This is a genomic window from Brevibacterium sanguinis (assembly GCF_039528855.1).
Classification (GTDB): Bacteria; Actinomycetota; Actinomycetes; order Actinomycetales; family Brevibacteriaceae; genus Brevibacterium; species Brevibacterium sanguinis.
The window spans coordinates 129,584-149,730 of the sequence record NZ_BAAAMB010000016.1; the positions used below are offsets into that span (position 1 = coordinate 129,584).

Annotated in this window: 18 protein-coding genes and 2 tRNA genes; 13 read left to right on the forward strand and 7 right to left on the reverse strand. The window is 70.3% G+C overall.

What is annotated here, in order from left to right:
- The first annotated feature begins 24 nt into the window (after window positions 1-24).
- Both thyX and ABD154_RS16600 read left to right on the forward strand, forming a co-directional pair.
- On the forward strand, window positions 25-810 hold the full coding sequence (gene thyX / locus ABD154_RS16595) for an FAD-dependent thymidylate synthase (RefSeq protein ID WP_198499195.1): 786 nt from the start codon (window positions 25-27) through the stop codon (window positions 808-810).
- Window positions 811-848: 38 nt separating this feature from the next.
- Window positions 849-1,427 (forward strand): maltokinase N-terminal cap-like domain-containing protein, encoded by a 579-nt coding sequence (locus ABD154_RS16600; protein ID WP_198499194.1) that lies wholly within the window; start codon window positions 849-851, stop codon window positions 1,425-1,427.
- A 31-nt stretch (window positions 1,428-1,458) separates the two neighbouring features.
- Here ABD154_RS16600 and ABD154_RS16605 read toward each other — a convergent pair whose 3' ends face one another.
- From ABD154_RS16605 to ABD154_RS16620, 4 genes are read right to left on the reverse strand one after another with little or no spacing between them, the layout of a single operon-like run.
- Window positions 1,459-2,523, reverse strand: a complete 1,065-nt coding sequence (locus ABD154_RS16605) for a zinc-binding dehydrogenase (RefSeq protein ID WP_198499193.1) — start codon at window positions 2,521-2,523, stop codon at window positions 1,459-1,461.
- 5 nt (window positions 2,524-2,528) lie between these two features.
- Window positions 2,529-3,422 (reverse strand): 3-methyladenine DNA glycosylase, encoded by an 894-nt coding sequence (locus ABD154_RS16610; RefSeq protein ID WP_376872146.1) that lies wholly within the window; start codon window positions 3,420-3,422, stop codon window positions 2,529-2,531.
- A gap of 44 nt (window positions 3,423-3,466) precedes the next feature.
- Window positions 3,467-6,193 carry an ATP-dependent helicase HrpB gene (gene hrpB / locus ABD154_RS16615; RefSeq protein WP_211978992.1) on the reverse strand — a complete coding sequence of 909 codons (2,727 nt, stop codon included), beginning with the start codon at window positions 6,191-6,193 and terminating at the stop codon, window positions 3,467-3,469.
- 50 nt (window positions 6,194-6,243) lie between these two features.
- Window positions 6,244-7,296: an FAD-dependent monooxygenase gene (locus ABD154_RS16620; RefSeq protein ID WP_198499191.1), complete on the reverse strand. Its 1,053-nt coding sequence runs from the start codon at window positions 7,294-7,296 to the stop codon at window positions 6,244-6,246.
- 50 nt (window positions 7,297-7,346) lie between these two features.
- On the opposite strand from ABD154_RS16620, the gene ABD154_RS16625 reads away from it, so the two are divergent.
- The 5 genes from ABD154_RS16625 (at window position 7,347) to ABD154_RS16645 (ending at window position 11,304) form a co-directional block, all read left to right on the forward strand.
- A complete protein-coding gene (locus ABD154_RS16625; RefSeq protein WP_198499190.1) occupies window positions 7,347-8,153 on the forward strand; it encodes a fumarylacetoacetate hydrolase family protein in 807 nt (268 codons plus the stop codon).
- A gap of 69 nt (window positions 8,154-8,222) precedes the next feature.
- Complete coding sequence (gene gltX / locus ABD154_RS16630) at window positions 8,223-9,689, forward strand: glutamate--tRNA ligase (protein WP_198499189.1); 1,467 nt, start codon at window positions 8,223-8,225, stop codon at window positions 9,687-9,689.
- 41 nt (window positions 9,690-9,730) lie between these two features.
- Window positions 9,731-10,993: an alpha/beta fold hydrolase gene (locus tag ABD154_RS16635; RefSeq protein ID WP_198499188.1), complete on the forward strand. Its 1,263-nt coding sequence runs from the start codon at window positions 9,731-9,733 to the stop codon at window positions 10,991-10,993.
- A gap of 125 nt (window positions 10,994-11,118) precedes the next feature.
- Window positions 11,119-11,190 (forward strand) — tRNA-Gln (locus ABD154_RS16640).
- Between the two features lie 41 nt (window positions 11,191-11,231).
- Window positions 11,232-11,304 (forward strand) — tRNA-Glu (locus tag ABD154_RS16645).
- 68 nt (window positions 11,305-11,372) lie between these two features.
- Here ABD154_RS16645 and ABD154_RS16650 read toward each other — a convergent pair.
- The 3 genes from ABD154_RS16650 to ABD154_RS16660 all read right to left on the reverse strand — a co-directional run bounded on the left by ABD154_RS16650 (window position 11,373) and on the right by ABD154_RS16660 (window position 14,078).
- Window positions 11,373-12,398 carry a DUF4282 domain-containing protein gene (locus ABD154_RS16650; protein ID WP_198499187.1) on the reverse strand — a complete coding sequence of 342 codons (1,026 nt, stop codon included), beginning with the start codon at window positions 12,396-12,398 and terminating at the stop codon, window positions 11,373-11,375.
- Window positions 12,399-12,550: 152 nt separating this feature from the next.
- Window positions 12,551-13,354, reverse strand: coding sequence for an aldose epimerase family protein (locus ABD154_RS16655; protein WP_198499186.1), 804 nt, complete (start codon window positions 13,352-13,354; stop codon window positions 12,551-12,553).
- A gap of 7 nt (window positions 13,355-13,361) precedes the next feature.
- Window positions 13,362-14,078: an IclR family transcriptional regulator gene (locus ABD154_RS16660; protein WP_009378215.1), complete on the reverse strand. Its 717-nt coding sequence runs from the start codon at window positions 14,076-14,078 to the stop codon at window positions 13,362-13,364.
- Between the two features lie 188 nt (window positions 14,079-14,266).
- Here ABD154_RS16660 and leuC point away from each other — a divergent pair, with 188 nt between their 5' ends.
- The 6 genes from leuC (at window position 14,267) to ABD154_RS16690 (ending at window position 20,132) form a co-directional block, all read left to right on the forward strand.
- On the forward strand, window positions 14,267-15,748 hold the full coding sequence (leuC, locus tag ABD154_RS16665) for a 3-isopropylmalate dehydratase large subunit (protein WP_198499185.1): 1,482 nt from the start codon (window positions 14,267-14,269) through the stop codon (window positions 15,746-15,748).
- Between the two features lie 9 nt (window positions 15,749-15,757).
- Window positions 15,758-16,357 (forward strand): 3-isopropylmalate dehydratase small subunit, encoded by a 600-nt coding sequence (gene leuD, locus ABD154_RS16670; protein WP_198499184.1) that lies wholly within the window; start codon window positions 15,758-15,760, stop codon window positions 16,355-16,357.
- 110 nt (window positions 16,358-16,467) lie between these two features.
- Window positions 16,468-17,784 (forward strand): UDP-N-acetylglucosamine 1-carboxyvinyltransferase, encoded by a 1,317-nt coding sequence (murA, locus tag ABD154_RS16675; protein ID WP_198499183.1) that lies wholly within the window; start codon window positions 16,468-16,470, stop codon window positions 17,782-17,784.
- Window positions 17,781-18,542, forward strand: coding sequence for a lysophospholipid acyltransferase family protein (locus tag ABD154_RS16680; protein ID WP_198499182.1), 762 nt, complete (start codon window positions 17,781-17,783; stop codon window positions 18,540-18,542). The genes murA and ABD154_RS16680 overlap by 4 nt, the downstream gene beginning before the upstream one ends.
- Window positions 18,539-19,552: an NAD(P)H-dependent glycerol-3-phosphate dehydrogenase gene (locus ABD154_RS16685; RefSeq protein ID WP_198499181.1), complete on the forward strand. Its 1,014-nt coding sequence runs from the start codon at window positions 18,539-18,541 to the stop codon at window positions 19,550-19,552. Before ABD154_RS16680 ends, ABD154_RS16685 begins: the two co-directional genes overlap by 4 nt.
- Window positions 19,553-19,598: 46 nt before the next feature.
- Window positions 19,599-20,132: a YbhB/YbcL family Raf kinase inhibitor-like protein gene (locus ABD154_RS16690; protein ID WP_198499180.1), complete on the forward strand. Its 534-nt coding sequence runs from the start codon at window positions 19,599-19,601 to the stop codon at window positions 20,130-20,132.
- Window positions 20,133-20,147: the final 15 nt, after the last annotated feature.

The following is a 20,147-nucleotide window of genomic DNA, read 5'->3' on the forward strand; positions in this document are numbered from 1 at the left end:
CGTCCTCAACCTCCAAGGAGCACCATGCGCCAGGTCGAACCGTCCGTTGAACTGCTCGCCAAGCCCAGCATCGATTGGGAGGCGATGAGGACCTACCTCGACGACGTCGGCGGCTCCTCATGGGCGGATCGGGTCGAAGCCGCCGAGTCCCCGGACGCCGAGGATCTCCTCGAGTTCTCCGGCCGCATGTGCTACCGCTCGTGGGAGCCGGGACTCAACCCCAACGTCTCGCGGGTGCGCACGGATTCGGCCTCGTACCTCGGCAACGTCATCTCCTCCCAGCACGGATCGGTCCTCGAGCACGCGAACTTCACGTTCGTCCTCCACAACGTCTCGCGCGTGCTCACCCACGAGCTCATCCGCCACCGCGCCGGATCCGCGTTCTCGCAGGAGTCGCTGCGCTACGTCCGCCTCGCCGACATTCCGTTCTGGTTCCCCGACTGGGCGCGTGAGGACCCCGAGCTCATGGAGCGCTCCCTCCAGGTGCTCGACACCCTCGAGGAGCACCAGAAGTGGATGGCCGAGCACTTCGGCCTCGACGAGGAGGGCACGAAGTTCGCGCACAAGAAGCACATGACGTCGTTCATGCGCCGCTTCGCGCCCGAGGGCCTGGCCACCGGCATCGTCTACACCGCGAACCTCCGCTCCCTGCGCCACGTCATCGAGATGCGCACCGCGAAGGGCGCCGAGGAGGAGATCCGCCTCGTCTTCAACAAGATCGGTGAGATCATGCAGGCCGAGGCCCCCGCGATCTTCGCCGACTACGAGATCGTCGACGGGGAATGGATCCCCGGGACCCGCAAGGCCTGAGAACCCCGCACCCACCGCCACCGAGGAGAGGCACCGTTATGGCTGACATCTTCAACGCCGAACTCAGCCCCGGCAAGCTCGAGGTCATCACGACCTGGGTGGCCGGGCAGGACTGGGCGGCCGACCTCGATCTCGAGCGGCAGCCGCTGGAGCAGGTGACCTCCTACCGCCTCGACGACCCCGCCGGTGAGGTCGGGCTCGAGGTCCACATCGTCTCCAGCGGCGCGCGCACGTTCCAGGTGCCGCTGACGTATCGCGGGGCGCCTCTCGACGGCGCCGAGGAGGCCCTCATCACGACGATGGACCACTCCGTGCTCGGCACCCGCTGGGTCTACGCGGGCATGGGCGACCCCCTGTTCCGGCGGCGGCTCGATGCGACGATCGCCACCGCGGGCACCGGAGCCAAGCAGTACCTCGTCGACGACGAGGGCAACCGCGTCGAGGAGATCACCGAGGTGGCCCATGTCCACGGCACCGGCCCGCTCGTCGGCGCCGGCGACGTCGATCTCCTCACCGAACTCACCCTCGACTCACCGCTCGAAGGCACCGAGTCCGGCCTCCTCCTCGGCCGCTGGCCGGGTCAGGAGCACTCGGTCGTCCTCGCGGTCATGGAGTGAGCTGAACCGGGCCGGCTGACCTCGGGTCCGCTCAGCGGCAGCGCCTGAGGTCGATGATCGTCATCCCGGCGCTCTGCCGGCTCGGATCATCCATGTCGAGCATCGCCTGGGGTGCCTCGTCGAGGCCGATGACGTCGGCGACGAGGTCCTGCGGCCGCAGATCGCCTGCGGTCACGAGGTCGACGAGCTCGGGATATTCGGCGGCGGCCATGCCGTGGGACCCGAGGATGCTGAGTTCGCGGGCGATGACGCGGGGGACATCGACGACGGGCTCGCCGTCGAGCAGCCCGATCTGCACATGCCTGCCCAGCGGTGCCAGGGAGGCGATCGCCGAGGTGATCGTGTCCTGCCGTCCCAGGGCATCGACGGTCACCGCGACCCCGTCCGGGCAGTCGTCGGCGAACTGCGCGACCACCTCGGCGGCAAGCTCATGCGGGCCGAGATCGCGGGCATCCACCGTCCGGCTCGCCCCGAGCTCCCGCGCCCGCGCGAGCGCAGGCTGACTGACATCGACGGCGATGACCTGCGCTCCGACCGCACGGGCGATCATGATCGCCGAGAGCCCCACCCCGCCGCAGCCGAACACCGCGACGGTCTCGCCTGCGGTGAGCTCCGCGCGGACGCGGAGGCCGTGGAAGGCCGTGGCGAAGCGGCAGCCGAGGCCGACGACCGCGGCGGCCGGCAGCTCCTCGGGCACGGCGACGAGGTTGGCGTCGGCGTGGTGGATGACGACCTGATCGGCCCACGATCCGAAATGCGTGAAGCCCGGCTGCGTCTGATCGGGGCAGACCTGCGCCTGGCCCGAGCGGCACCACCGGCAGGTCCCGCACCCGCAGACGAAGGGCACCGTGACCCGCTGACCGATGGGGAATCCCGCGACCTCCGGTCCCGCCGAGGCGACCCGACCGACGAGCTCATGCCCGGGCACATGGGGCAGACTCACCGTCGAATCATGACCTGACCAGGCGTGATGATCGCTTCGGCAGACTCCGGTGGCTTCGACGTCGAGGACGACGCCGTGCTCCGGGGCCACGGGCGCGGGGAGGTCGCGGACCACGGGTGGCGTGGAGAACTCCTCGATGACGACGGCGCGCATATCGGTCAGCGGGGGTGGATGTCGGCGGTCGCGAGGGCATCGAGGAGGCGGCGCCGCAGCGCCTGGGCCCGGTGGGAGAACTCCTGCTGCCGGTTCATGTACTCGGCCTTGCCGGCGGCGGTCTCGATCGCGACGACGCCGTAGCCCCAGCCGCGCAGATCGTAGGGGGAGGCCTCCATGTCGAGGGTGCGGATGTCGAGCGCGAGGTCGAAGCAGTCGAGGACGAGGGGCGAGGGGGCGATCGGTCCGATCTTCATCGCCCACTTGTAGAGGTCCATACCGGCGTGGAGGCACCCCGGCTGTTCGGTCGTGACCATGCCCGCCCGGGTCGGCTGCAGCGTGTTGAGCGGTACGGCGGCCGGGGTGAAGAAGCGGAACGCATCGTGGTGGGTGCAGCGGATGCGGTGTCCTTCGACGACGGCGTCGGTCTCGGCGGGGCTGAGCCGCAGCGGCACCTGCTGGTGGCGGCGCTCCTCGTCGCTGAGGCGGTAGACCATCGCCCATTCGTGGAGACCGAAGCACCCGAAGTTCGCCTCCCGGTGGAGGGTCGAGTCGAGGAGTGAGGCGATGAACCTCGCCCCGTCGCCGCGGTCGGCTCGCCAGGACTCGAGGTCGACCTCGGCGCAGGAGCCGGTGGGATCGGTGCGGTACCACCGGCGGTCGAAGCACTCGCGGTCCGCAGGGGTGTCGAGGGCGAGTCGGACGCTGACCCCCGGGTTCCACTTCGCCACCTGGCCGGGCTTGAACGGGTAGTAGGTGAAGAGGAAGTCCTCGACCGGGTGCTTCTCCCCGCTCAGCCGCCGCGCCGTGTGGGCGTCGGTGCGGGAGGCGACCGCGGCCTCGTGCTCGGTACGCAGGGTCCGCCACACCGAGGCGGGCAGCTCGGTGCCGGGCAGGATCCTTCCGGGCAGGGCCGGGTCGGCGGTCGCGGGCAGGGTCGAAGTCACCGTCCCATTGTCCCAGACCGCTTGGTCCCGCGCATCGCAGGCGCCGTCAGCGGATCCTCCGGCCATGGGTGCTTGGGGTAGCGGCCGCGGTTCTCGGCGCGCACGTGCGGGTAGGCGTTCGCCCAGAACGAGGCGAGGTCGCTCGTCACCGCGAGCGGCCGCCCGGCCGGTGAGAGCAGGTGGAGGACGACGGGAATCCGCCCCTCGACCACCCGGGGGACCGCGGTCCACCCGAAGACCTCCTGGAGTTTGACGGCGAGGACCGGCCCCGATGGATGGTCGTCTCCGTCATCGGCCTCGTCCGGGTCGGGATAGGCGAGGGTGATCCGGGAGCCGCTCGGCACCTCGAGCGCGGTGGGCACGAGCTCGTCGAGGCGGGCCGCCTCCGGCCACGGCAGCAGGGTCCGCAGCGCGCCGATGAGGTCGACCTGGGACGGATCGGCACCCCGAGCCATCCGGTCGAGCGCGGCCGGACACCACTGCGGGAGGTTCTGCGCCAGGTGCGACCACCGGACATCGGGCCACGGTAGTCCGAGGACTCCACGGAGCAGACCGAGGCGACCCCGCAGCTGCTCGAACGTCGCACTCGGCCGCAGCACCTCGCGTGCCCCGCGCTCCTCGACGGAGGCGGCGATCGCCTCTCGTGCGAGCTCGAGGCTCGCCGGAATCGGGGTCGACGTCAGCTCGATCGCGCCGAGGCGGGCCTGCCGGACCGCACGCACCCGCCCCTCATCGAAGGACGCGGTCTCCGTCGTCGTCAGCAGACCCGCCCCGGCGAGTTCCGCGGTGTCGGCGTCGATGGGCACTGCGGCCCGGATGATGGGGCGACCGCCGGCAAGGCCGACCTCGGCGATCGCCACCCACTCGCTGCCGGTCAGCGAGGAGTCACGGGGCAGGCTCGCGGCCGTGCCCGAAGCGAGGAGGTAATCGGCATGGGCGGCGCTGCGGAGTCGCGCGATCTGATGCGGGAAGGCCAGGGCAACGACGAGGCCGAGGTCAGCGGTCCGCAGGGAGCCTCGGCCCGCGCCGCTGCCCTCGCGCGCCGGAGAACCGGCGGCAGAGTCGTCGTCGGCAGAGTCGGCGGTCCCGAAGTGTGCGGCGAGCCGGGAGAACCGGTCGGTCTCGCTGCGGAAGCGCCGATCCGATCGGAGATCGCGCAGCAGCGCCGTGAGGTCGGCTCCGGGCGCGCGGCGATCGGATTCGATGACGGCGATGGCTTCGGCGGCCGCGCGGGGTCCGAGCATCGCGGCACCGTCGAGCAGTCCGCGAGCCGCCCACACCGAGGCGGGGATCCGCGCGATCGCCCGCCCGAGCTCCGTCACGGAGAGGTCAGCGACGGAGAGGTCTGAGCCGGCCGTCGAACCGTTGACCTCGACCGCCCCGAGTCCGACGAGGCTGCCCACCGCCCGCCGCAGCGCCGTCGCCGGGAGCGGGTCGGGAAGCAGGTCGAGGTCACCGCCCCACACCGCGAGGTCGAGGACGGCCCCGGTGAGGTCCGAGGTCGCGATCTCCGGTGCAGTGTGGTCGGGCAGCGCCGCCCACTCGGCCTCGGACAGGCAGCGATAGGCGACGCCGGGACCGAGCCGTGCCGCACGGCCCGCACGCTGCCGACCTGAGGCCTTCGACTCCCGCGTGGTGACGAGGCCGGACATCTGACGCTTCGTGTCGAGCAGGGGTCCGCGGGCGAGTCCCGAATCGACGACGATGCTCACCCCGGGGACGGTGAGCGCCGACTCCGCCACCGAGGTGGTGACGATGATCCGGCGCTCGGCCGCGGCGCTGTGTTCAGTGCTGCCGGCGGTGCTGGCACTGCGCGGTCGGAGGATCGCGTCCTGCTCCTTCGCCGGTGTCTGTCCGGTGAGGGTGTGGACGGTCACGGCCTCCGACCGGTCGAGGAGCGCGGTGATCCGGGCCGCTGCCTCGGTGACCTCTCGAGCGCCCGGGACGAAGACGAGGACGTCGCCCGCCTCCGTCGATCCACCGGCACGGTCGGATCCACCGGCGGCGTCGAGCGCCTCCACCGTCGTCCGCGCGACATGGTCGAGGAAGCCGCGGCTCACCCCGCGGGCATCGAGCGCCCGCTCCGGCGGCGGGGCCCAGACGATGTCGAGGGGATGCGGCTGCGCCTCCACGGACAGCACGGGCGCAGGGTCGGCGGACGTGCCGAGCCGCTGCGCCCACTGTGCCGCATCGAGGGTCGCCGACATGACGACGAGACCGAGGTCCTCGCGCAGGTCGATGAGCTCCCGGCACATCGCGAACGTGAGATCCGTGTCGAGCTGGCGCTCGTGGACCTCGTCGAGGATGACGGCGGAGACCCCGGAGAGTTCGGGATGGGACAGCAGGCGGCGCAGCAGCACGCCCGTCGTGACGAACTCGATCTGCGTGCCGGCCGACACCGCCGACTCGCCGCGGACCGTGAAACCGACATCCTCGCCGAGGCGGGTCCCCGTCAGCTGGGCGAGCCGGCGCGCCGCGGCACGGGCGGCCATCCGTCGCGGCTGGGTGACGATGACGCGACCGGCCGTCCGGCCCAGGTCCCCGGTCCGGCTCAGCGACGCACGCAGGTGTTCGGCGATGAGCGGGGGCACGAGTGTCGTCTTGCCGGTTCCGGGAGGGGCCTCGACGACGAGTCGCGGATACGCCTCGGCCGGCGGCAGCTGCCCGAGGAGTGCAGAGGCGGGCAGTCCGGCGCCGATCGTCTCGAGGTCGAAGGAGTGCATGCCCCCAGTCTCTCAGGACGCAGCCGGTCTCTCAGGACTCAACAGACCTCTCAGGACCCAGCCGGCCCGATCCGTGCGAGGGCGGTGAGCGCGCGGTCGCGCACCCGCGCGGGACGACCACCGGCCAGCGCGAGCGCGGAGGCCAGACTCGCGACCCGCTGGATGACCTGCGGGGCGATGCGGCGTCGGCGCGCATAGAGCCCGAGCGCCGCGTCCGGCGGATGGGTGTTGAGGAGGCCAGCGAGGGCAACGGCGTCGCAGATCGATTCGCAGGCCCCGCGTCCGAGGTTCGGCTGCATCGCATGCGCGGCGTCCCCGATGAGCACGGTGCGCCCGCGGACGAACGACGTCAGCGGCCGAGACACGTGGATGCCGCTGATGACCGTCTGGTCGGGCGTCGCCGCCGCGAGCACCTCGGCGACCGGGGCCGGGAAGGAGCGCGCCGCAGCGCGGAGGCGGTCGAGTCCGTCGGCGACCGAGGAGAACCGCTGCTCGGGGAACGCGGCGAACCAGTTCGTCCGCCGCCCCGAAGACGCCTCTACACCCGGCAGCGGGGTGATCCCGACGAGCATGCGCTCGCCCCAGTATTCGGTGACTCCACTTCCGGAGAGATCCGCGTCGACGACCCCGCGGATGACGGTGAGCGCAGGCTTCCGCGGACCCGAGCGCGCACCCCACACAGCAGTTCGGACCGTGCTCCGGGCACCGTCGGCCCCGACGAGGACATCGGCGTCCAGGGCCTCGGGAGCGACCGCCTCGGCGGGGGAGAGCCGGGTCGTCGCCGGTCGGGCGGCGGTGAGCACGGCATGGAGCTGCGCGCGACCGATCATCACCGCGCTGAGGCGGGGGACCCGGGCCAGTGGACGGCCGTCGGCGGTGAGGATCCGCGCCGCATCGACCCTGATGCCGGCGGCCTCGATCGCCGGTCCGAGACCGGCGGACCGCAGCGCGGCCATCGCCTGCGGGAACAGCGCGAACGCCGTATCGAGGACGGAGGCGGCCGGGTCGCGTTCGTGGACGGTGACCGACCAGTCGGGTCGGTCGAGGGTCGCGGCGAGCGTCGCGCCTGCGATCCCGCCGCCGATGATCCGCACCGTCGTCATGGCTTCAGGGTAGCGCGACCATCGCCGCCTCGGCGATTAGACTGGGGGCCATGCGTATTGCGAGATTTGTGCACAAGGACGAACCCGCCTACGGAGTCGTCGAAGGCGACGTTCCGCCGATCGAGGACGGGACATGGGACACCTCGGGCCTCAGCCTCGCCGTCCTCGACTCCGACCCGTTCTTCTCCCCGGCCCAGTCGACGGGTGAGCGGCTGAAGTTCGACGACGTCCGCCTCGTCTCGCCGATCCTGCCGCGGTCGAAGGTCATCGGCGTCGGCCGCAACTTCGCCGACCATGCCGCCGAGCTCGGCAACGACGTGCCCACCACACCGGTGACGTTCATCAAGCCGAACACCTCGGTCATCGGCCCCGGCGACCCCATCCGCCTGCCCGCGATCAGCGAATACGTCTCCTACGAAGGCGAACTCGCCGTCATCATCGGCCGGGTCGCCAAGGGCGTCCGGGCGGAGGACGCGATGGACCACGTCCTCGGCTTCACCGCCGCCAACGACGTCACCCTGCGCGATCTCCAGAAGTCCGACACCCAGTGGACCCGCGCGAAGGGCTTCGACACCTCGTGCCCGCTCGGCCCGTGGATCGAGACCCAGCTCGACGTCGACGACGCGACCATCCGCTCGTGGGTCAACGGCGAGCTCAAGCAGGACGGCACGACCGCGGACTTCATCTTCGACATCCCCACGCTCATCGAGCACATCTCGGAGACGATGACCCTGCTGCCGGGCGACGTCATCCTCACCGGCACCCCCGCCGGAGTCGGGCGGATCGTCGCCGGGGACCGCGTCGACATCGCGATCGACGGACTCGGCGTGCTCACCAACCCCGTCATGGACGCCTGAGCACACCACCGCCTCGGCGGCCCCACCATCACACCTGACCAGCACCATCACACCACCGAAGGATCGCCCGTGACCGTCAAAGTCCGCTTCTGCCCATCACCCACCGGAACCCCGCACGTCGGCATGGTTCGCACCGCGCTGTTCAACTGGGCGTACGCCAAGCACACCGGCGGCACGTTCGTCTTCCGCATCGAGGACACCGACGCCGCCCGCGACTCGGAGGAGAGCTTCGGCCAGGTCGTCGAGGCGATGAAGTGGCTCGGCCTCGACTGGGACGAGGGCATCGAGGTCGGCGGACCCGACGCCCCCTACCGCCAGTCGCAGCGCGGTGACATCTACGCAGACGTCATCGAGAAGCTCAAGGCCGCACGTCTCATCTACGAGTCGTACTCGACGAACGAGGAGGTCGAGGCCCGGCACCGGGCGGCCGGACGGGATCCCAAGCTCGGCTACGACGGCTTCGACCGCGACCTCACGGCCGACCAGATCGCCGCATTCCGCGCGGAGGGCCGCGAGCCCGTGTGGCGGGTGCGGATGCCCGATAACGACATCACGTTCACCGACCTCGTCCGCGGCGACATCACGTTCAAGGCCGGCACGATCCCCGACTTCGTCGTCGTCCGTGCGAACGGGCAGCCGCTCTACACGCTCGTCAACCCCGTCGACGATGCCCTCATGGGCATCACGCACGTGCTGCGCGGTGAGGATCTGCTCTCGTCGACGCCGCGCCAGATCGTCCTCTACGAAGCGCTCAAGGCCATCGGCATCGCCGAGGCGACCCCGCAGTTCGGTCACCTGCCCTACGTCATGGGGGAGGGGAACAAGAAGCTGTCGAAGCGCGACCCCGAGTCGAACCTCTTCCTCCACCGCGAGAACGGGTTCATCCCCGAAGGGCTCATCAACTACCTCGGGCTGCTCGGCTGGTCGATCGGACCCGACCGCGACGTCTTCACCGTCGAGGAGTTCACGCAGGCTTTCGACGTCCACGACGTCCTGCCCAATCCGGCGCGCTTCGACATCAAGAAGGCCACGGCGATCAACGCCGATCACATCCGGATGCTCGCCCCCGCCGACTTCCGTGATCGTCTCATTCCGTACCTCCAGGCCGCCGAGGTGCTTGCCGAGGAGCCGACGGACGCTCAGCTGGCGATCCTCGACGAGGCGGCGCCGCTCGTGCAGACCCGGATGAACCTCCTCGGCGAGGCGCCTGACCTGCTCGCCTTCCTCTTCACCCCCGACGACGAACTCGTCATCACCGAGGACGGCCTGAAGACCCTCAAGGACTCCGCGCCGGAGGTGCTCGCCGCCGCGCTCGAGGTCCTCGAGGGTGTCGACGACTGGACGACGGAGAACCTGCAGGCGGTGCTCGAGGCCAAGCTCGTCACGGAGATGGAGATCAAGCCGCGCTTGGCCTACGGTCCGCTGCGGGTCGCCGTCTCCGGCCGCCGCGTCTCCCCGCCGCTCTTCGAGTCGATGGAGATCCTCGGCAAGGACTCCTCGCTCGCGCGCCTGCGGGCTCTGGCGGCGCAGCTGTGAACGTCGAGGAGAGGCACCGCGGGGGACTGCACTTCCGCGATGTGACGATCACCGTCCCGCTCGACCACTTCTCCCGGCTGACGGACGCACCGGCATTGGCCGGTCACCCGGGGGTCGCCTCGGCGGAGATCGAGGTGTTCGCGCGGATCGTCGCCGACGAGGCCGAGAGCACGAAGCCCTATCTCGTCTTCCTCCAGGGTGGGCCCGGTTTCGAGGCACCCCGTCCGACGACCCCGGTGGGCGGGGGATCGTGGCTGGCCAGGGCGCTCGAGGACTTCCAGGTCGTCATGCTCGACCAGCGAGGGACGGGGAAGTCGAGCCCGATCGGCTCGGTCGACGGCGCGATCACCGGCCTCGACATGCTCAGCGGCGCTGAGCCGGAGGCGATCGCCGAGGTGCTCAGCTGCTATCGCGCGGACTCGATCGTCGAGGATGCGGAAATCCTGCGCACCGCGCTCGGCGTCGAGACGTGGTCGCTGCTCGGGCAGTCGTTCGGCGGATTCACCGCGCTGCGCTACGTCTCCGCGCACTCCGAGTCGCTCACCGAGGTGTACTTCACCGGCGGGCTGCCGGCGATCGGCGTCGACCCCGTCGACGTCTACCGCACGACGTGGGCGACGATGATCCGCAAATCCGAGGAGCACTACCGTGACTTCCCCGGCGACCGGGAGCGGATCGCGTCCCTGGCTTCCCTCGCCGCGGCCGAGGACGGTCTGGCCCTGCCCGGTGGGGCACGGGCGACGACGGAGCGGCTCCGACTTCTCGGGCACTACCTCGGCGCCTCCGACGGGCCCGAGGCCCTCCACTACCTCCTCGATCTCGACCCCGCCTCGGCGGGACTGCGGCACGATCTCGCCGGTGCCCTGCCGTTCTCGGGACGCAACCCGCTCTACGCGGTCGTCCACGAATCGTGCTGGGCCGACGGCACCGTGACGAACTGGGCGGCGAGGCGGGCGATGCCCGATTCGGTGAGTGCGGATCCGACGCTGCTCGCCGGAGAGCACGCGGGTCCGGAGTCCTTCGTCGAGGATCCCGAGCTCGCCCCGTTCGCCGAGGTCGCCGAGCTCATCGCCGCCCGCCGGTGGCCGGCGCTCTACGACGTCGAGGCCTTGAGGTCGTCCCAGGTCAGGGGAGCGGCAGCCGTCTACTTCGAGGATGCGTACGTGCCGTGTGAGTACTCGCTGGCGACCGCCGAGCTGCTCTCCGGGGTGCGTCCGTGGGTGACGAACGAGTACGAGCACAACGGTCTGCGCGCTGACGGCTACCGGGTGCTCGACCGGCTCATCACGCTCGCTCGGGAGTGATCGGCCGACCGCCTCGGCGGTGTTAAGAAGGTCACACGAAAACGGGCGCTGAGGATTTGGCTCCCAGGCGCGGGGTTGTGTAGAGTTATGACTCGTTGCCCAAGGAAATCAGCCTTGGAAAACGATGGGCTATGGTGTAATTGGCAGCACGAGTGATTCTGGTTCACTTAGTCTAGGTTCGAGTCCTGGTAGCCCAGCGGATCCGTTCGCAGGAGTCACCTTCTCGGACGTGTCTTCGGCCCCCGTCGTCTAGTGGCCTAGGACGCCGCCCTCTCAAGGCGGTAACGGCAGTTCGAATCTGCTCGGGGGTACGGTTGAGCCCCGCATCGAATTCTCGGTGCGGGGCTCACTCTATTTCCATTGTCGGATGTGCGACCGGTCAGCGGCCGATCGAGTCGGCGAGGCGCTTCGTGTGCTCGGCGGTCTTGACGCTGGCGACGATGAGCTCGAGGGCGAGGCGGACGAAGATCACCCACAGCGACGGGACGATCCAGCCGAAGAGGATCGCGAAGAGCAGCGGCCACGGACTAAACGACGGCTCCGGCTCCCAGTAGCTCATCGCGACCCGCGACGCCGATCCGGCCGCGATGCCGCTGATGATCGTCGCGATCCAGGCGAAGACGGCGACGACGATCGCGAGGATGTAGATGATCCCCGCCCAGCGTGTGGCGACGAACGTGTTGAAGCGGAAGTCGAAGAGCGACTTGAAGAAGCCGCGCTGGTCCGCAGGCGTGGCAGTGCTGGGCTGGCCGTATCCGGTCGGCTGACCATATCCGGTCGGCTGGGCGTAGACCGCCTGCTGGCCGTACTCTGCCTGCTGGCCGTACTCTGCCTGCTGGCCGTAACTGCCGGGCTGAGAGCCGTACGGGTGGGCTCCGGGCTGAGAGCCGGGCGCAGCGGCCCCGGGCTGAGAGCCGTACTGATGAGCTCCGGGCTGCTGCGATCCCGCCGGCTGATCAGCGGCGACCTGACCGTTGGAGTAGTGGCCGCCGGAGTAGTGGCCGGGTGTCTGCGGCGAGCCGGGCTGCTGACCGGCGCTGTGCTGGCCGGCGCTGTGCTGGCTGTGTCCGTAGAGATCAGCGGCGCGCTGGTCGCCGTCGGCATGCCCCGGCTGGTACTGCAGCGTCGAGTGCTGGTCAGCAGCATCAGGGTCAGTGGCAACAGGGTCAGAGGCACCGTTGTCGGCGGCACGGTCGGCGGTTGCGCTGGGCGCTGACTCGTCGGCGGCGCTGCGTGCGGTCTCGCCGGCCCTCGATGCTGTTTCGTCGGCGTGGAGGGGAGGCGCGGAGTCGGTCGGTGCGGTCTCGCCTCGTGGCGCAGCGCCTCGCGGGACGGCGCTGTCGGCGCTGGGGGAGTGGTGGGGAGTCTCGGAGCTGCTCTTCTCCGGGTCGTGCGATGTCGACATCGTCGCATCCTCTTTCGCGGTCGGTTTCAGGATCACGGGGCGGTGTGACGCCGCCCACCTGCGTATTCGCAATCTATCAGGGCGAGATCACGCGAGTTCCGATGCGTTTCACACGGTGCTGTGAGCCGACGCCGAAGGTGGCCGGTTCTCCCTCAGGCCAGGCGCACGGACCACTCGAGCGCCGAGGCGGCGGTCGAGCGTGCGGCCACAGCGAGCGCCGCTCGCGACGGCGTGAGTCCGTCCCCGGTGCTCACGTGCCACACATCGAAGCCCGAACTCGCGGAGAACAGGGTGGAGGCCCCGTCGGCGCGCCTGATCCGACACTGCGACCGGGTCCCCGGTGCCATGGTGAACAGATCGTCGAGGACGACCCCGTCGAGACTGCGCAGAGCGCGGAAGTCCCGACACAGGACGCACGCGTCGACCGCGGCGGCATGGTCGCGCGGAACCCACGAGCCCGTGTCGAACGCTGCCGCCGCGCGGTCGAGGCGCTCAGGCGCGACCGCGGTCCCGCCGAGCCATCCCGCGGAGTCGAGGCGCAGGGCGGCCTCATCGACGGCTGCGCCGCCGGGGTCGAACCAGGCACGGACACTGATGTCGAGGGCGGACGGGGAACGGACGTGGAGAGCGGCTTCGAGACCGTCGTCGGTGAGTGCGAATCTCACCGAGGCGGCCACCTGACCGTGATCGCCGGTGGCACTGAGAGTGAGAGTCGACGCAGACCGCGCGGCGACGGTCCACGCGGCATCGGAGAACTCCCCGATCCGCACCGCCCCGGCCGCCGCCGCGGTCACCGGCCCGGCCGCCGAAGGGGAGACGACGACGGGACGGCCGTCGACCGTCAGCGACCGGAGTCCGGCGCCCGCCCGCGTGACGACGGCACGGGTGACACCGTGCTCGAGGTCGACGTGATCGGGCTGGTGCCGCGCAGGGTCGGTGACGGACGGGTCAGCCACGGTCGGGTCACCCGCGGACGAGCGCCTCGGTGAGCGCACGTGCCGCGTCGACGACGGCCTTCGCGTGGAGGCGGCCCGGCTGCCGGGTGAGGCGGTCGACGGGGCCGGAGATCGACACGGCCGCGACGACGCGATTGCTCGGTCCGCGGACGGGCGCCGACACCGAGGCGACTCCGCGCTCGCGTTCGGCGATCGACTGGGCCCAGCCGCGGCGCCGGACGCCGGAGAGCATCGTCGCGGAGAAGCGGGCCCCGCGCAGACCGGTGTGGAGCCGGTCCGGCTCCTCCCACGCGAGGAGGACCTGGGCGGCCGAGCCCGCGCGCATGCTCAGGGTCGCCCCGATCGGCACCGAGTCGCGCAGGCCGACGGGCCGTTCGGCCGCGGCCACACACAGACGCAGATCGCCCTGGCGGCGGAAGAGCTGAGCCGACTCACCCGTCTGATCGCGCAGCTGCCCGAGCACGGGCCCGGCCGCGGCGAGCAGCCGGTCCTCGCCGGCGGCCGAGGACAGTTCGGCCAGACGCGGTCCGAGGACGAACCGGCCCTGCAGATCGCGGCCGACGATGCGGTGGAACTCAAGGGCGACGGCGAGACGGTGAGCGGTCGGTCGCGCGAGTCCGGTGAGCGAGACGAGCTCAGCGAGAGACGCGGGTCCGGCCTCAAGGGCGGAGAGAACCATTGCGGCCTTGTCGATGACGCCGACGCCGCTACCATTGCTTGTCATAGAGACCATTGTGCGCGTCTCAATGAGCGAGATGCAAGTTCGAAATGCGATACGGGCGAGTAGATTTCACTCCACACCTCGAACGAGGCGGGGCGCACCGCGACCGCGGTCGCCTCAGGCGGTCGCACTCCGGCCGCCGCCCCAGAGCACTACCCGGGCGGAGGATCTCCGCTCCGGCGGGAGGAACCATGCCACGCACATTGGCCGAGAAGGTCTGGGCCGATCACGTCGTCTCCCCAGGTCAGGACGGCGCACCCGACCTCATCTACATCGACCTCCACCTCGTCCACGAGGTGACGAGTCCGCAGGCGTTCGACGGACTCCGACTCGCCGGGCGCCCCGTGCGCCGCCCCGACCTCACGATCGCCACCGAGGACCACAACACGCCGACGTGGGACATCGACAAGCCGATCGCCGAACCGACCTCGCGCACGCAGATCGAGACCCTGCGGAAGAACGCGGAGGAGTTCGGCATCCGCCTCCACAGCCTCGGCGACGCCGATCAGGGCATCGTCCACGTCGTCGGACCGCAGCTCGGCCTCACGCAGCCGGGCACGACCGTCGTCTGCGGCGACTCGCACACCTCGACCCACGGCGCGTTCGGGGCGCTCGCCTTCGGCATCGGCACCTCCGAGGTCGAGCACGTCCTCGCGACGCAGACGCTCAGCCTCAAGCCGTTCAAGACGATGTCGATCACCGTCGACGGCCAGCTGCCGCCGGGCTCGACGGCCAAGGACATCATCCTCGCGATCATCGCGAAGATCGGCACCGGCGGCGGTCAGGGCTACGTCCTCGAATACCGCGGCGAGGCGGTCCGGTCCCTGTCGATGGAGGCCCGGATGACGATCTGCAACATGTCGATCGAGGCCGGGGCCAGGGCGGGCATGGTCGCCCCCGACGAGACGACCTTCGAGTACGTCAAGGGCCGTCCGCACGCCCCTGAGGGCGTGGAATGGGATGAGGCGGTCGCGTACTGGAAGACCCTCTACACCGATGAGGACGCGACCTTCGACGCCGAGGTGGTCCTCGAGGCCGCCGACATCGAGCCCTTCGTCACGTGGGGGACGAACCCCGGTCAGGGCCTGCCGCTGTCGGCGAACGTGCCCGCGCCCGAGGACTTCGCCGACGAGAACGACAAGATCGCCGCCGCCAACGCCCTGGCCTACATGGGCCTGACCCCGGGCACGCCGCTGCGCGACATCGCCGTCGACACCGTCTTCCTCGGCTCGTGCACGAACTCCCGCATCGAGGATCTCCGGGCCGCCGCCGAGGTGGTGCGCGGCCGGAAGAAGGCCGATTCCGTGCGCTTCATGGTCGTCCCCGGCTCCGCCAAGGTGCGTCTCGAAGCCGAAGCCGAGGGCCTCGACCGGATCTTCAAGGACTTCGGCGCCGAATGGCGCTTCGCCGGCTGCTCGATGTGCCTGGGCATGAACCCCGACCAGCTCGCCGAAGGGGAGCGCTGCGCCTCGACGTCGAACCGCAACTTCGAGGGCCGGCAGGGCAAGGGCGGGCGCACGCACCTCGTGTCCCCGCTCGTCGCCGCGGCCACCGCGGTGCGCGGCACGCTGTCCTCGCCCGCCGACGTCGAGGACCTGCCCCGCGATGCCGAGCCCGTGCCCTGGGACGACCGTCCCACCCTCACCCTGACCCCCACCTCGGCGACCGCGTAAGGAGCAGCCATGGAAGCCTTCACGACCCACACCGGCGTCGGCGTGCCCCTGCGCCGCTCGAACGTCGACACCGACCAGATCATCCCCGCGAAGTTCCTCAAGCGGGTGACCCGCACGGGATTCGAGGACGCCCTCTTCTCCCGGTGGCGCACGGCCGAGGACTTCGTCCTCAACGACCCCGACTACGCCTCCGGGTCCGTCCTCGTCGCCGGCCCCGACTTCGGCACCGGATCCTCGCGCGAACACGCCGTGTGGGCGCTCAAGGACTACGGGTTCCGGGTCGTCCTCTCCTCTCGCTTCGGCGACATCTTCCGCGGCAACTCCGGCAAGGAGGGTCTCCTCGCCGCACAGCTCGAGCAGGCCGACATCGAGATCATCTGGAAGATCATCGAGAACCATCCGGGCACCCCGATCAGCGTCGACCTGCGTGAGAAGACCGTCACCTGCGACACGGTCACCGTCCCGTTCCAGATCGACGACTACACGCGCTGGCGGCTGCTCGAGGGCCACGACGACATCAGCCTCACCCTGGCCAAGGAGGACGAGATCGCGGCATTCGAGGCCAGGCGTCCCGTCCACAAGCCGCGCACCCTGCCCGCGAAGGTCTGAGGCCGGGTCGCACGGTCGTCTGCGCTAGTCTTGGACGAGTCCGAGGACAGCCGGCGGAGAACCGTCGCTGGAGTCCGCGGACGAGTCCGGAAAGCGACCAGGGGAGGAACATGCTCGAAGTCCGCGGCGGAAATCCGCTCGGGGGAACCGTGCGGGTCAGGGGCGCGAAGAACCTCGTGCCGAAGGCCATGGTCGCCTCCCTCCTCGGGGAGACCCCGTCCGTGCTCCGCGGCGTCCCGCAGATCCGCGACGTCGAGATCGTCACGGGACTCCTCGAGCTCCACGGAGTCAGTGTCACCCCGGGACCGGACGGCGCGCACGCCGACGGCGAGCTGCGCCTCGACCCCTCCCAGGTCGCGCAGGGCTCGATCGTCGACATCGACGCCCACGCCGGCTCCTCGCGGATACCGATCCTCTTCTGCGGACCCCTCCTCCACAGCCTCGGGCAGGCGTTCATCCCCGACCTCGGCGGCTGCCACATCGGGGACCGTCCCATCAACTTCCACCTCGATGTGCTCCGGCAGTTCGGCGCCGAGGTGGACAAGACGGCCGGCGGCATCATGCTCACGACGAAGCGCCGCCTCCAGGGCACGAAGGTCGAACTCCCGTACCCGTCGGTCGGGGCGACCGAGCAGGTGCTGCTCACGGCGGTGCGCGCCGAGGGCGTGACCGAGCTGCGCAACGCCGCGATCGAACCCGAGATCATGGACCTCATCGCACTGCTGCAGAAGATGGGCGCGATCATCACCGTCGACACCGACCGGGTCGTGCGCATCGAGGGCGTCGACACCCTCCACGGCTTCATCCACCGGGCGCTGCCGGACCGCAACGAGACCGCCTCGTGGGCCTCCGCGGCCCTGGCGACCGGCGGGGACATCTTCGTCGAGGGCGCCTCGCAGCCGGAGATGATCACGTTCCTCAACATCTTCCGCAAGATCGGCGGCGAGTTCGAGGTCGACGAGTCCGGCATCCGCTTCCGGCATCCCGGCGGCAGGCTCGCCTCGTTCGCCCTCGAGACCGACGTCCACCCCGGCTTCATGACCGACTGGCAGCAGCCGCTCGTCGTCGCGATGACCCAGGCCGAGGGCCTGTCGATCATCCACGAGACCGTCTACGAGAACCGCTTCGGCTTCACCCACGCCCTCGTCGAGATGGGGGCGAGGATCCAGCTCTACCGCGAATGCCTCGGCGGCACCCCATGCCGGTTCGGGCGCCGCAACTACGCGCATTCGGCCGTCGTCTCCGGGCCCGTCGACCTCAAGGGCACCCGCATCGACGTCCCCGACCTGCGCGGGGGCTTCAGCCACCTCATCGCGGCACTGGCCGCACAGGGGCGCAGCGAGGTCCACGGGATCGAGCTCATCAACCGCGGGTACGAGAACTTCCTCGACAAGCTGCTCGGACTCGGCGCCGAGGTCTCCGCATGAGCGCGACCGGCGGGGATGCACCCGGCGGCCACATCGTCTCCTTCGCACCCGGCGACGTCCGCTCCCAGCGGCGGGTCGCCTTCGTCGTCGCCTCCGCCGCGTACGGGCTCTTCCGCCTGACCTCGAAGATCCGCATCGAGAACCCCGGATACCTGCCGGAGAAGACCGGGGCCATCGTCGCGGCTTACCACGCCAACCACCTCGACCCCATCCTCGTCGGCCTCGGCCTGTGGCGCAGCGGTAAGCTGCCGCACTTCCTCGCGAAGTCGACGCTGTTCTCCGGCCCCCTGGGCATCGTCCTCAAGGGACTCGGTCAGATCCCCGTGCTGCGCGCCTCGGCGCAGGCCGGCGACTCCCTCGAGTACGCGAAGGACGCGCTGGCGAAGGGGGAGATCGTCGTCATCTACCCCGAGGGCACGCTGACGAAGGACGAGCACTTCTGGCCCCAGCACTTCAAGTCCGGGACCGCCCGGCTGGCCCTCGAGACGGGTGCCCCCATCATCCCGGCCGCCCACTGGGGGCTCGAGGACGTCAAACCGCGCGGCACGCTGAGACCGCGCTTCCGCCCGCTCACCCACACCTCCGTGGTGCGGTTCGGGCCGCCGATCGACTACCAGGATCTCTGGGAGCACAGGGAAGAGAAGAGTTCGATGACAGCGCTGACGAAGCGATTGACCGACACCATCGCGGGCATGGTCGCCGACCTCTCCGGCCGTGAGCTGCCAGCCCGCTTCCGCACCGAGGAGGCCGATTCGTGAGCGCGCCCAAGATCGCCGTGCTCGGCGCCGGATCGTGGGGGACGACGTACGCCGCCGTCATCGCCGATGCCGGGTTCCCCGTCACCCTCTGGGCTCGTCGCGCCGAGACCGCCGAGGAGATCACCACCGCCCACACGAACGCCCGGTACCTCGGCGACCGGGTGCTGCCCGAGCTCATCACCGCGACGACCGACGACATCGCGGCCGTCACCGGGGCGGACATCGTCATCCTCGCCGTGCCCGCGCAGACCCTGCGCGACAACCTCAGCCGGTGGAGGGACCACCTGAGCGATGGGGCGATCCTCGTCAGCCTCATGAAGGGCATCGAGGTCGAGACGGGCAAGCGGATGTCGGAGGTCATCGCCGAAGTGACCGGCATCGCCGAGGGTCGGATCGCCGTCGTGTCCGGACCCAACCTCGCGAAGGAGATCGCCGACCGACAGCCGACCGCGACCGTCGTCGCCGCCTCGGACATCGCCACCGCCGAGGCGGTCGCCGAGATCAGCGCGAACGCGTACTTCCGTCCGTACACGAACACCGACGTCGTCGGCGTCGAGATGGGCGGGGCCGTGAAGAACGTCATCGCCCTGGCCGTGGGCATCGCCGACGGGCAGCGCCTCGGCGACAACTCGAAGGCCTCGATCATCACCCGCGGACTCGCCGAGACCTCCCGACTGGCCGCGGCGATGGGCGCCGAGGCGCACACCCTGTCCGGACTCGCCGGACTCGGCGACCTCGTCGCCACCTGCGCGTCCCCGCTCTCGCGCAATCGCACCTTCGGCCGCCACCTCGGCGAGGGGATGAGCCTCGAGGAGACGATCGCGCACACCGAGCAGACCGCAGAAGGCGTGAAGTCCTCTCCCGCGGTGCTCGCCCTCGGTCGCCGCTACGGTGTCGACCTGCCGATCACCGAGGCGGTCAGCGCGGTTCTCGCCGGGCGTCTGCGGGTTGACGAACTCGCCGCTTTGCTGTTGTCTCGGAAGCGTAAGCACGAAGGCCCGCCGGCCTGAGGCCGTCACGGCTGCCGATCGATCCCCACGAGCCCAAGGAGCACCCATGAGCGTCAACTCACCGTTCTTCAACCTTCCCGAGCTTCCGACCTTCGAGATCACGAGCACCGACATCGAGAACGGGGCGGCCCTCCCGGCCCCGCAGGCCTCCGGCATCATGGGCGTGCCCGGCGGTGAGGACAAGTCCCCGCAGCTGTCGTGGTCGGGCTTCCCCGCGGAGACGAAGGCGTTCGCCGTGACCTGCTACGACCCCGACGCCCCGACCGGCTCCGGATTCTGGCACTGGGCCGTCATCGACCTCGACGCCTCGGTGACCTCCCTGCCCACCGACGCCGGCAACCCGGAGGCCGACCTCCTGCCCGCCGGCGCCGTGACCCTGCCCAACGACGCCGGTCAGCCCCGTTTCGTCGGCGCCGCCCCGCCCGAGGGACACGGACCCCACCGCTACTACTTCATCGTCACTGCACTCTCCGAGCCGCTCGGCATCGACGCCTCCTCGACGCCGGCGTTCGCCGGCTTCAACATGTACTTCAAGGGCATCGGCCGCGCGTGGCTCGAATGCACATACGAGGCCGACTGAGCTAGAGTTTCCCAG